The following is a 13,142-nucleotide window of genomic DNA, read 5'->3' as shown; positions in this document are numbered from 1 at the left end:
CGAACACTTCGTTTCTCCAGAAGGGTCCGCTTTCTCCGCTCGGCCTGTATGTTTTTTTGGTTCATCTTATGTAGCTGTAAAAACTGTTTGTGTATCAAAGCGCAGTAACAACTACCTTATGCACACCACTGATGATGATTCCATGCAATAAAGAGGGCAGGCTGTTAACGTCCAGCTCGGTACGAATGTGATCCTCAATCTTATACACCGACATATACAGCTTTTCGACATGGTTGATCGAATGGATCGATTTTAAAAGCGCATAAAACATCGAAAGGTGAATATCCTGACCGATTTCCCAGCCTTTACCGTCATAGTTGCCTGAGAGCGGGTCAAGAAACTGCTGCAGCCTGGCAATAGCCGCAAGCTCTGTCGAGACAACAGCTTCCATACCTTCAACAGCGACATATGCGGTTACAGATACTTCAATGAAGGCCGGTTGAATAACCTGAATGCGATCAGGTAAAGCCACCATACTGGAAGCACGCTGCAGCACATAGCGTTCAACCTGCCGCTTGAGCTCAGGAAAGGCTGCAAGCCCACCAACTCCCTCTTGAGGCAAGATCACCAGCGTAATACAGCCGATTTCCCGCTCCACCCTCGCATTATAATTTGCCAAACAGGTAACCCTCGCAATGTTCGGATAAGCCTCCCGCGCCAGCCACTCGAAATCTTTTGCTGTAACGGCACGTCCCCGGTGCTTGAGCTGCTGCGGACCACGACGCATCGCTGACTCCTGATTCTCTGCATTACAGCCCCCGGCCGCGGCCTCAGGATTCATAGCTCCGCCTACAAAAGCGATCGAGTTTTGCAAGCTGGCAATCTGCCCCGCCCCTACGTTGCCTTCTTTGCCGCGTGTCACTTTGTACGTAACTTTTATTTGTTCCAGACCACCCTTGGGAGGCACCTTGCCGTGAATCCCATCACCAAACCGGATTCGTCCAAAGGCCCGATCGATAGCGTAATGACGATCCTCGCCGCCGGAGTCACTCAGATGCGCTACCGGTAGCCATTTTACCCATAACCGATAAATATACCCGTCCGTATCGCGGATCACATCGAGTTCCAAGGTTCCCTGCTCTATGTGCAGCCGCACCTCTTCCTCTGCCATAGAACCGGTTTCGTCTACCCAGACAGTTTCCGCAACGACCGGAGTTCTACTCAGCTGGAACTCGGAGGCAATGTCACCTACTCTGGGATCGGGATATTCGTTATGCACAGTTTCCTGCTGGACTGCCGCTACCGTATTGACATACATCCCATTTACGACCGGTATCGACACATTCCCCGAGAAATCATCATACTTATCATCCCGATTTACTGCGCGCAGCCAATAGCCATCTTGACCAAACAAGGAGGTTTTTTGAAAATCGGCTGGACCCGCAAACTGCACGGAACCCGTTCTCGTTAATCCATTTGTATCATCTATTACCTTGAGAACTGACCATCTTGGACCTTCATCCGAATAACCAGCCCGCCAGTACTCCCATTCAAGCAGCGGAATATCTTTCTCTATCAGCTTTTGGGGCTGTACAGAGACGAATATCGAGATCGGCCCTTTAATCGGCGGCACATCAAATGCAAGGTGCAGTGCCGGATGATTAACATCCATATGAAAAAAAGGCTGGAATGCCCCGGCATGTCCGCGGCTTTGCAAAGTCTGATCGACCATGACCGTATGGTTAAGTGCAAGGCAGCGTCTAAGCGGATACACTCGCTCCGGATACGCGTAAGTCAGCTTAACCTTCTCCATCCAAGGAGAGAAATAGATCGGCAGCGCTGAGTATAAATTTTCTATCTGCAAAATACGCGCTCGAATCCAATAGCTCAGATGGGAATTAACGAAAGTTTCCTCCAGATCCTTCGGGCACCGGAACGACACCTGTTTGTGCTGCAGCTCTTCGCCAGGCCGATAAAATATGCTTTCAGCCTCTCTGCCGGCATCCAGTCTGACCCAGGCACTGCCATTCCAATATTCCCAGATGACCTGTGCAATCGCAACGATCGGTGGATTGGGTCTTTCAAAGCTGGATTTTTTCATGATCAGCTTCCAGTCTACAACCTGCTCCTGCTCCAGTTGAAATCGGTTAGGGACCACCTTAAGCGCAAACGTCATCGTAATCAAACCATCACGCTTGCTAAGCACTTCATGGCTGGATACATAAAACGTTCCATAAGGAATGAATTGTTCCCCAAACGGGTAAAAGCCATCGTCAGCATTCGCCTGAATATCATTATAAAACATCAGATCGGGCGCAATACCCCCCCGGTCCAGACTGTCCACATAATCGGTTTTCACCTGAATACGATCCAGCTCCAGACGCTGATCGGCAAGTGAGGGTGCACTGCTGCTGCCCCGCTTCATCCGGCATTGAATATAACGTCCACTCCAGCCAGACAGCTCCTGCTCCACTATTTCACCAATCTGCATCTTATGTAATATAATCCGATTGCCCTGTGATTCAATTCGGTCAAACGGCATCCACCCATTCTCCGTACCATACAACCATTCAGTCAACGAAGGATCAGCCAGCCGCTGGCTGAGACTCAGCTCATCATGAGGTTTCATCGAATGACCGACCTCAATCTCGATTCGAGCTGTCTCGTTTAGTAGAAACATGTCGCCATGCTCCAAATAAAGCACATGCTCTTGCAGATTGTCTGCATCCTGCAGTTGAAACAATGGGCTCGGTGCCGCTAATCCGGCTTGTGCTGCAGCTACCCAGGACTCCGGTATTTGCAGGATGCTATCGTGCTTCTTATTGGTCAGAAAAGCGGCAATGAGTGCTGCAGGGGTGAGCAGCAGCAGCCGTTCGGTCTCAAATAAAATGTCACCTTCCGCACTTGGAGCCGCAACCTGAGTACCGGCTGGAATCAGCACGGGGTCCTGAACTCCCGAATTCAAGCGAAACGTCAAAAATGCGCTGGCCGGCCGCGCCGGAAGCAGTGAAACATCAAACAAATTCATGAAAGCAACGAGGTTTTTAAACGGTACTCGATTCATTCGTTTAATATTTTCCTGAAACATATCGGCAAATATGAGAAATAGTGCACTCCCCGGGTCCGGGTCCTCCGGTGAAAATCGCCATTCCGGTGTATAATATGGAACCATTTCCTTCATCTGGGCTATCAGGTCCTGCTTATCACGCTTATCAATTTTGGGAGGCTGCATGCATCCACCCCCTTTCTGTCCGCTTTGTCATGATCAATGCATCAACCCTTTTCCTTCATGATTACTTCGAGCCTTCATGAATATAGAAAGGATACACCAAATTAAATAAATTGTTCGTCGTGCGTACTGTATATTGAATGCCTATATTCACTCTGCCATTGTCGGCATCGTCCAAAATGGCCTGTATTTCGACTTCATGTACACGGGGCTCCCAATTCTGGATCCCCTCTCGAATACTGCTTTCCAAAAGCCTTAAGGTCGTGGCGTCCGTATTGCCAAACGCAAAATTAATCACATCGCAGCCAAAATCAGGTCGCATCGTTCGTTCTCCCAAAGAGGTTCCGAGGATGATACGGATCGCTTCAGCGATATCCTGTTCAAGTTCCGACATCATGATACGACCGGTAGCCTTATCCACCTGAATCGGAAATTTCCAACCCCGGCCCAGAAATTGCTCGCTCATCGTTCTCATCCCTTTTCAATGATCTGCTAATTGATTTTGACCAGACTGCCTTTAATATTAATTATCCCATCCGATTTGATATCCAGCGAAGCGCCGGCCTTCAAGGCCATCGTAGCGGATGCTTCTATGCTAACCTGCGTTGATTTGATATTGATCGCCTTGGTGCTCTCAATTTTCACATCACCCTTCGCATTTAATGTAATCGTCGAGGTGCTGCTTTTAATTGAGATTTCGTTAGCGGAGCCGCCTTTGATCTGGATCGCATTGTTGCCGCTCTGCTCCTGAATATCAATCGTATCCGCTTTATCGGAAAATTCGATAGTTTGACCCTTCTTCGTCTTGATCGTTACTTTGCCATCACTATCATTATCGTCAAATGTCAACACATGGCCTGCGCGTGATTTGAATTGGCGTATATCGTTTTTGTCATTAGCTTTGGGTGAAGGCTGCTTCGTGCTCCACAAAACCCCAATCACGAAAGGCTGACGAATTTCGCCCAAATGAAAGGCCACCAGCACCTCATCTCCAACCTCGGGAATAAACAGGCTTCCCCGGTCTTTGCCTGCCATGAGCGTAGCTATACGAACCCAGTCGGTTTCCGTTTCCGTTTCCCTCAACGGGAGCTGCAGCTTGACTCTAGCCAGTCCATCCGGATCTTTATTGTCGGTCACAATCGCTACCATCACGCCATCAATCTTCGGAAAGACTGGCTCGGACATCCCGCGGAACGAAAAATCCGGGTAATTCATCACACCGCATTCCCCCCAACTTGAAATCTTGTTACATAGCCGGAATCATCCACAATATGCAGCGTTGAAATAATATAATAGGGCTGGCTCAGCTTACTTCCTATTCCACTAAGTTTGATATAGCGTCCTGCACGTATTTCTGGTATGCCGATGCATTCCCCATGACCGTTGATCAGCTTCATGGATCGTTTATTCAAAAGCGCCTCAGCATGCGTCTTCGCTTCATCCTGAGAATCGATGTTGGTATATACATGCTCTTTATAAGTACCCTGTGCTTTCAAAATATCTTTGCCTGTCTTGGAATTGGAGCCAAGCTTCGTAACGGTCGAAGCTGTCGCTTCAACGACCTCCAGCTTTTTATTATCCCAACCGCGAACCGTCACTTCCGTAATTTGATCGGCAAGATTCATATCAATCGATAACGAGCGCAGCATCGTACCCCACTGCAGTTCAACAACCGGCGTCATTTCGGTAAGTGGCTTGCGAAAATACATCGTTTTGCCCACAACAAAAAAATCATAATGAACCAAGTCAGCCAAATATTGAATGAAATGATAATCATCGATCTGATTCTGCGAAACCGTATTGTACATCGTGGTCGTATCGTCCACCATCGTCTTGATGCCATACGTACCGGCAATTTCTTTGGCGATCTCACTATACTTTTTTTGAGTCCATGACTTCGATTTGGAGCCCTTCATCATCAGATACGACATATCCATACCGCGAACGAGCAGATTCGGAGTCGCGTCATCCGGAAAATCAGCCGTAACCGAAGTAATATACCCTTGAAATACTGTTGTTAGCTTATCTACATAACCAAGCTTGATTTCTACCGCTTTGCCAAGTACAAATACATCATTAAGCCATAGAAAATCACGTTTGACCAAATCAAAAGCATTCGTAATCTGAAAGAAGAACGAATCAGCCGTCCCCTCAAGACTACTTTCTACTTTTAGAATCGATATGGCAATTTCATCAGCTATTTTACTGCCATTCACCAAAATTTCGAAAGCCGGTGAGAAAAAATCGCGATACTTTTTCTCCAGCTGGTCCGTTGTAAACTCTCCATTATCCAGCTTAAGCTCTGCCATCTTTGATCACTCCAGCCTTGGAACGGTTATTCGGCGACCCGGGTCCAGCTTCAGAGGGTTATCTATGCCATTGGCATGGGCAATTTCACGCCATAGTCCCGGGTCTTCATATTCGGAAGCGGCCATCAACCATAGCTGCTCCCCCTGCTTTAACAGCTTCTGCTTCGTACGATCCGCGGATTGACGAGGGATACCTTTGAGCTGTTCTTTTTTCGTCTGCCAGGAATGGAATGTCACTCTCAGCTTGGCACGAACCGGAATTCCCGTATCGAGAAACATCGTGAATTTCTGATTGACCGCGATCACGACGCCTTTGAAATCAATCGAGCCCCATACAAACCGACATACCGGTGGTGCATGCAAATCCTTATCCACATCGAGCAGCTCAGAAATTTTTCGGGTATAATTGCGAACATCCGTAGCCGCCTCAGAGGTATCAAAGAAAAACTCCATGGACAGCTTGCTGGTCTCTCCGGATACGAACTGCCCGATCGGCATGGAAAGGCCTGGAACCACTTTCCAAGAATAATTGTTACTTAAATTGTGATCGTATTCAGTAGGATTGAACAATACATTGATCTCTTCTTTACGGGTTCCCTTATCAACAAGGATCTTTGCTTTCGTAAGTGCCAATGGTTTCCATCCCTTCTCCTGCATCCTGGTGCCGTTCACTTGATTCAAACAAATACAGTCTATTCCAATATCCGATTGGATAAGTTTCGCTACAGCTCAAGGCTGTTACCTACCGCGTCGCTGACGTTCAAACCGCATCCGCTTCTCCAGTTCACGGGTTACCTTGTCGACTAAATGATTGACGTCCAACTGCGGAATTTGTTTAATTAGGTCATTTATTTGTTCCTTAGTAAGCTCAAGCGGCTCAAGGGACTGTATGGTTTCCACCGTTTCTTCGGGTTCCGGCTGCCGTTGTCGTCTTAACAGCTCTAGGATCGGGGGCTGCAGTTCCTCGGACTGACCCACTTCGGCAGTCTGCAGCTTGTGCTCCAATTGCGCACCCGGCAGCCCAGGCGCCGTCGATTGCTGTTGTGAATATGTGAAAATATCGGCAGGTGCTGTGACCATTCCGGAATTGCTTAATCGGTGCTGCCCACTGTGATCGGCTGTATCCTCCCACTTATGCGGTCTCACAGAAGTGGGTGCTTGTGCCAGAGATCGCGGCTTGCTTGGGAATTGAATAGCCAGCTTTTGTGAGTTGTCCGTATCCCATCTATCCTTGCTTCTCGAACCCGTCTGCGGCATCAACTTGCTATAGGTAGCCTGCGGCATGACTTGAGATATACGCTTCAACGACAGCTGCGGGCTGCTGTTCGTCTTTACCATTGGGCTGCGACCTTCCGTCCCCTGACCGGGTTGATTCATGGTCTCTGCCGTTCCCGACTTCCTTAAGAGCAGCTCTGGTGCAGGAGGAGCAGCCGCTTTACGAAGCATCCCAATAGCTAACGGTTGTTCAAAGACAGCATGGGAGGAGTTCCGAGCGCTGCTGCCGACCCGCGATCTGACTATTGCAGAACGTCCCATTAATTCCTCAAATGCAGGCTTGGTCCCATTCTGCTCTGCTGTACTCGTCGGTCTGTCGGTCCTACTATTATTCGTCCGCTGTAATGCTTGGTCTGCAATCCTTAAGTCGCTGCGCACCTCCTGCTGCCATTGAAGTGCACCTCCGAAATGGACTCTGTCCGCTGTGGGCACATCATTGTCCTTTTGAATGGGACTAGCTGTGACCGTACGAGGCGCAAGCGGCAGGCGGCGCTGCAATTCATTAGATAACCTGCTAGTTCGCTGAAATACTTCTGCGGCATGATCATAAGGCTGTTCTTTGGCTGCTCTTTGTAATGCAGGCCTTTGAAAGGCAGCAGCTTCCTGTCCTTGCAGGCTAGATCTTTGGGTAGACATTTGCAAGCTTGATCCTTCGCTGCCACGCGCAGATCCAGTAGAAATGTTCCAAATCTTACTGATACCCGTTGATTCGCTCCTTACCGACCATGGACCCATACTTTGCCGAATGGTGCTGAGGCTGCGAGGTTCGCTGCGAGTCGGTTTACTCATAGGTGAATCCTGCGAACGACCTCTTATCTCAGATAGCACGTCTGAAGCAGCAATCTTATCTAGATGCGGCATCATAGAACGATTACCAACAAACTCGGCAAGCGATTGCTGCAAAGGATGTAATGCTCTAAAGCGATCTACAAAATTTGCTTTCCCTTCTCTTGTCGCTGCTCTTCGTACCACGCTTGATATTGTTCCCGCAGCGTCTTGTGTTATATATGAACGTATAGCAGGCTTATCCGATTTAATTATATGAAAATCGTTTATCGCTACACTCGGTGCTTTCGAACTTCTGATTTCATTGGTTACTGTGCTTGCCAACCCCCGACTAAGTAAAGGAGCTTGGGCAAATATCGAATTGGTTTTTGTAAACTGATTTCGCCGGATTGACGCTCCTGCTTCACCGGTTAATACCGAATTAGGCAAAAAAGCATGTAGAAGCGGCGAGTCTGATGAAAATGATTTTGAAAAGGATCTTGATATTAAACCTGGTACTGATCCTGAAATCCCCGAAATTACCATAGATCCGGTCATGGAGCCAGACACAAGCCTTGCAATAGATTTTGATGTTTTCCCAGGTTCGCCTCCTGTTGCTGCAAACATGTCCCGCTTGCTAATTGTCGGTTTTTCCAAACCTATGACACCCATATTGGATCGGTCTACAGGCATTTGCCTATGTACGCTGCCCTCTGATCTTGCTGTCCGTTTCAGCGCTATAGGTTCTTCGGATTGTGAACTTAGCCCAGATTTGAAAGCATATCCTATCTGCGCTTTTACCTTAACAAGATCAGACAAGCTCGATTGGGTTGTTGGCAGCCAGTGCTGAATCCACTCGTTAGGAGCGCTTGTCACTGCGGTGCGCCCATTCGACTTACGCTGTGCTTGAGCGGTCTGATTGAAGTATCCGGCCTTATCACTTTCACTTGGAGTTTCAAGACTGCCTCTCAAGCCTGGCTTAGCGGTTTGGAATGGCTCTTTGGACATTGCACCCAATTGCTTGGCACGACGCTGCAACGTGGCCGGGAGAATGAACGGATTGGCTGATCCAAATTGAGCCTCTGTTCGATTACCTGCTAATGCCTGCGATGTGATTGGCTGACCAGTTACAGGAATTCCGCTAGTTCGGTTCCCCGAATGAGATGATATGCTTTCAGTTGGAGTGGATTTCCTTTGCTGCGAAGCCGTTGATACATGATTTAATTGTACAACCGCTTTTTGTACAAACTCGCCCGATCTTGCAGCCTTGGAAACAGATTGGATTTCTGATACCGGCTCAAACCTATGTTGTACGGCTTGTCCTCTGCGACTACCGTAACCTGTTTTCATCTGCTCGGTAAAATTCCCGTCATGTCTCTGTTGAATATGCCGATGGTCTGCACCAATCCAGTGCTTCCCGTAAGCAGTTAATGTTGGCGGCTTCAAAGCTGATTCGACTAATCTGGCGTTAAAGCCTGAAGCTGTGCGTCTAACCTCACCAGTGATGCCCGAAAAAGTATCCGTCCCATCAACCATAGCTGCTGATTGTGCTTTAATAGTAGAGGCCTTCGCCGATTTATGTGCTTTTTTTGCAGCTTCTGCTACTGATGCCCCTGAATTTTGTTGACTGATGGACCTATGGTCCTGAGCTATCGGTTGCCTTACATTTGTCAGTAAAGAGCTTGGAGCCGTCAGCGGCTTGTTTGTTAGCCGAGTTATTACGTTTAACTTGCTTTCTTGCATATTGTCTATAACCATCGGCTGCCATGGCTTATTCAACATCAAGGATAAAGGTGGCAAATGTGACGGTAATTGGTGTTCCGACCACTGATTATGGACATCGAATGGTTTATACATTTGTTGATGATGCCCTACCTGCCTCCCCGATTTGGGAGCTGCATCTGTGGTTCTTGTGCGGTAATCGAGTCCACGTGCTATCTGTCCTTGCCTAACATGAACAGGTGATAACTGTATGATCCCACTTGTCGAGTTAAGTTTAGGTCGAACCTCATGTCCACGTTCAATCATTATCTGTTCAGGTGTCTTTCGACGTCTTTGAACTGATAGCGCTCGATAGGTTGCTGTTATGCCGGCAGATGGCCTGCCTATATGATCAGTCCCATTTTCAAACTGTAGAAGGGTCCTTCTACCCGATTGAGGGATAGCCTTTGTGATAGGGTACTGCTTATACATTCCCCGATTCCATGAAATGGGTTGCTCGATTGCTAATTTGTTACTAGCAGATAAGCGAGAAATCAGATTTACTGTATGTGTAAGCCGGGAAGAGGGTGTCTCCATCTGGGTGATAGCATTGCGGGAACTCATACGCCCATTATGACGTAACGGTTCACCTATCCATCTCTCCCCAGCAAGATTATCATGATCAAAAAAGCTATGATTCCGTTCTACACGGTTTAAGCTGTGGGTTAAGCTAGTCTTAAAAACCTCCGCCGTGCGTCGTGATTGATTAACGCTTGAATAGGGTTGCTGCATGTCCCTATTTTGCCTGATTCGTTCTGACGGCCTTGCGTCTGCGGTTATAGGTAGCCGAAATGGTGCTGCCTGCCTGTGACCAGGAGGAAACATGTAATCATGCTGCCATTGTATGTTGGACTTATTGTTTTCTTTATCCCTGCGGGCTTGGTTAACTATGATTTTGCCTATGCTGACAGAGCTCGTTTGATCAGTTGCTTCCTGCTGTCGTTGCAGCTGTTGGCCCCTTGCTTTGAAGCTGTTGGTACTCCCCGTTTCACCCACATTTGTACGCCAAACCATTGGGGACGTAGCAGCCATTGTATTACGACGCTGCAAATAACCAATCGGACTGGTCATTGTCTGCAATCGAGGAGGTATCGTTGACCCTTGGTTTAATCCATTTTTGTGTAAAATAAGCCCTATGCTCTGTAAGGTTGATGTACTCCGCTGCTTGCTATTAGCGGATATCCATTTTACGACACCTTGTGTTTTTGTGGACCCTAACGATGGATTGGCTGGCAGCGAAAGCGCTGGACCGTTCGTTACTGAATCCTTGATTGGAACAATAGGAACATGTTCCATCACTTGCCCGATTCGTTGTTCGGATGATTTGTCCGATGGAATAACGAGTTTTTCATTTGTAAAATGATCCTGTACGACTTCTGCAGCCTGCTGCTGCTGCTGCCCCTGATCAGAGCCGTTTCCCCGTAAGCTTTCATTCAACTTCTGTTGATGAGCTAACCGAGATGGTTCCTCATTGCGCATTTCCTTCTGTTGTGCAGGTGCTTGATCCGGAGTCGTTAATTGCCTCTGTACGGGTGTTCGACCTTCAGACGGCTCCTGTCTCTGCTCTAATGCCTGAGACTGTCCTGCTGCTTGCGGCTGATCCAGCCGTGTGCTCCGCCTGTTAACAAATGTAGTTGAAGCATTGCTTACTGCGTTCTGCGGTCCTCTAGCAACAACCATCGTGCTTCTCTGTAAACTCTTCGATACAGCTGTAGACGGCTCCAATCGAACCATCGCTTGCTTCTTACCAGTTAACCCCGCCATGCTGCTGTAATTATGAATCAGCCGTTCTAGCTGATGAACCGTTTCCGTACGCGTCACAATATGCTTTACTCCACTATGCTTCAACGCCGCCAATTGAGCCTGCAGCTGTTCGACCATCTGCCGCCAATTCGCCGAACCGTCGTCCCGTTCTTCGTAATCAGACCCAATTGATTCGCGAAATACAAGTGACAAGCGTCCAAAATAATCTTGTCGCCAAAAACCGTATTTCCCCATAATCTGATCAGCAAAAATTCGAGTAAGGTGTGCCGAGCTGCTGCCGTCGTCCTGCTTGCGCAGTGACACGTTCAAGCCGCCGAGTCTGCCGGCTGTCGTAGGGGGGATATGTGATTTTCGGGCTTTCATGCCAGTCCCCCTACCCGGTTGTTTTTTTACTAAAAATCGTCTTCAGGCCATTATGCACAATCTCTATCGACTCTATAGCAACGTTTGTACTCGTTGAGTTCATATCAGGCCCGCTCCATTTTACAGGGTATGCCTCAAGAAAGTTCCACCTGCATATTTCGTTGCCGGACATATGATTCAAAATAATCGTGCCGCTCTGACGTACAATTTTGCCTCTTAAGGTGTCCGCGTACCAATCCCACAGATCGCTTGATTTGGTAATTCCCCTCTTGAGTACAATCCTTGGATTCTTTACACCTTTGCGGAAATAATGGACATAATCGTTTAAGCCGCCCTCCGAATAAGGAACCAGTTCAATTTCCGAGTTGAGCCCTGTTACCTCCGTAAAACCACCCACAATCAATCCATCCAGTTCCACCTCAAACCGCAGGGGAGCACTGATCTCATTTCTTCTGGAGGAATCGCTCATCTGCTGTTCACCTCTTGTTAAAAACATCAAACGGATTATTATCCGGTTTATCATCGTTCATATTGCGGTTGATTCTGGAAATTTCCTCACACCACTTCCTGCGCTCTCGATGCTCCATCAACATGATCTCATCGTGAGGCCAGTGGAAATAGTACGCGATGAAACCGGCCTCCTCGTAAATCTTGTCAATGGGGTAACCGACTATGCCTCCTCCATCCCGGCGATAAAAGACACATCCACATCAAACTCATGCTCACATTTCGGGCAAAACGTATGAACCTTGGGCACTTCCATTTCATTGATTTCACGATAAAAGTTTTGTAAAAAAGCAAGGTCTGCGGTAAACATCTTCTCCACAACTCGCGTATCAATCGCTCTCAGATCGCCAAGTTTTGTTATAACGCGCGTCAATAAAATAATCGTAAGATAACCAGGGTTTTGTTGTACGCGCTGGTCCCGCATCGGCAATATTTCGTCGGCTGCCGTCGCAAGCCTCATGATGCCTCTTTTGTGCAGGGTACCGCTGTCATCCACATAACCTCTGGGAAGTTCGAATTCGTATTCTGTCTTGAATGCCATTTGGGTTTCCTCCTAAAAGTGTTCCTTTAGGAACACTAACTTCGTAAGCGTAAACTTGTTTTGCGTTGCAAAACTATCTTCGTAAGCATTAGCCAAGTGTTCCTTATAGGAACACTGTCTTCATAAGCATAAGTTAAGAAAACAAGAGATGGGACCAGCGGTAATCGCGCCCTATCCCTCCTCTTGTTTCCTCCATGCAGTTGTTACGCCGTGCGTGTCATACCTTCATGCGACAATTCCAAAAATTCAATAGCTACTTCGGAGCCTGTACCATTAAAATTCGGAGCTGTGTACTTGGAAGGCCATGCTTCGATAACCTGCCAGGTTGCTACATCGCCGCCCTCTTCATCGATCGCAATAATCGTAACGGTTTTTCGTGCAATTTTACCCTCAATCGACTCCTGCATCCAATTGTACATGTCCATTGAGTCGGTTGTTCCCCACTTCAAGCTGATATTGCCGTATTTGGCCAATCCCGGAAGCTTGCGCGCCGTAATCGTTTCGTTGCCTTCACGATATTCCACTACAGCAATGGAAGCATCAAAACCAGATACTTCACTAAATCCAGCCTGCTGAATACCTTCAACCTCTACTCTAAATCGAAAATTTCTATATGGATCTCTGCGCTCGCCAGTCATAATTTACTTTTCCCCTTTCGTATGGTTCATGACAAGTTCCCTACTCAAAG

Annotated in this window: 10 protein-coding genes; all 10 read right to left on the bottom strand. The window is 47.7% G+C overall.

Annotated features, from left to right (window positions below):
• Positions 1 to 94 precede the first annotated feature (94 nt).
• The gene (locus BM210_RS24815; RefSeq protein ID WP_091174693.1) at positions 95 to 3,172 is read right to left on the bottom strand and encodes a putative baseplate assembly protein; all 3,078 of its coding nucleotides are present in this window, start codon (positions 3,170 to 3,172) and stop codon (positions 95 to 97) included.
• A gap of 61 nt (positions 3,173 to 3,233) precedes the next feature.
• Positions 3,234 to 3,635, bottom strand: coding sequence for a GPW/gp25 family protein (locus BM210_RS24810; protein WP_091174691.1), 402 nt, complete (start codon positions 3,633 to 3,635; stop codon positions 3,234 to 3,236).
• A gap of 26 nt (positions 3,636 to 3,661) precedes the next feature.
• Positions 3,662 to 4,384 (bottom strand): phage baseplate assembly protein V, encoded by a 723-nt coding sequence (locus tag BM210_RS24805; RefSeq protein WP_091174690.1) that lies wholly within the window; start codon positions 4,382 to 4,384, stop codon positions 3,662 to 3,664.
• On the bottom strand, positions 4,384 to 5,478 hold the full coding sequence (locus BM210_RS24800) for a phage late control D family protein (RefSeq protein ID WP_091174688.1): 1,095 nt from the start codon (positions 5,476 to 5,478) through the stop codon (positions 4,384 to 4,386). Before BM210_RS24800 ends, BM210_RS24805 begins: the two co-directional genes overlap by 1 nt.
• Before the next feature lie 6 nt (positions 5,479 to 5,484).
• The gene (locus tag BM210_RS24795) at positions 5,485 to 6,111 is read right to left on the bottom strand and encodes a CIS tube protein (RefSeq protein WP_177237980.1); all 627 of its coding nucleotides are present in this window, start codon (positions 6,109 to 6,111) and stop codon (positions 5,485 to 5,487) included.
• Between the two features lie 105 nt (positions 6,112 to 6,216).
• Positions 6,217 to 11,406 carry a hypothetical protein gene (locus BM210_RS24790; RefSeq protein WP_091174684.1) on the bottom strand — a complete coding sequence of 1,730 codons (5,190 nt, stop codon included), beginning with the start codon at positions 11,404 to 11,406 and terminating at the stop codon, positions 6,217 to 6,219.
• Between the two features lie 10 nt (positions 11,407 to 11,416).
• On the bottom strand, positions 11,417 to 11,875 hold the full coding sequence (locus BM210_RS24785) for a phage tail protein (protein WP_091174682.1): 459 nt from the start codon (positions 11,873 to 11,875) through the stop codon (positions 11,417 to 11,419).
• A gap of 7 nt (positions 11,876 to 11,882) precedes the next feature.
• Positions 11,883 to 12,056, bottom strand: a complete 174-nt coding sequence (locus BM210_RS36305) for a DUF6760 family protein (RefSeq protein ID WP_371263537.1) — start codon at positions 12,054 to 12,056, stop codon at positions 11,883 to 11,885.
• Between the two features lie 20 nt (positions 12,057 to 12,076).
• Positions 12,077 to 12,454: a hypothetical protein gene (locus BM210_RS24775; protein WP_091174679.1), complete on the bottom strand. Its 378-nt coding sequence runs from the start codon at positions 12,452 to 12,454 to the stop codon at positions 12,077 to 12,079.
• A gap of 203 nt (positions 12,455 to 12,657) precedes the next feature.
• Entirely contained in the window at positions 12,658 to 13,092 is a 435-nt protein-coding gene (locus tag BM210_RS24770; RefSeq protein WP_091174678.1) for a phage tail protein, read from the bottom strand.
• Positions 13,093 to 13,142: the final 50 nt, after the last annotated feature.

The organism is Paenibacillus sp. 1_12, from assembly GCF_900114475.1.
GTDB lineage: Bacteria > Bacillota > Bacilli > Paenibacillales > NBRC-103111 > Paenibacillus_S.
Note: the sequence above shows the minus strand (reverse complement) of the source record. Positions and strands in the feature narration are given on the sequence as shown.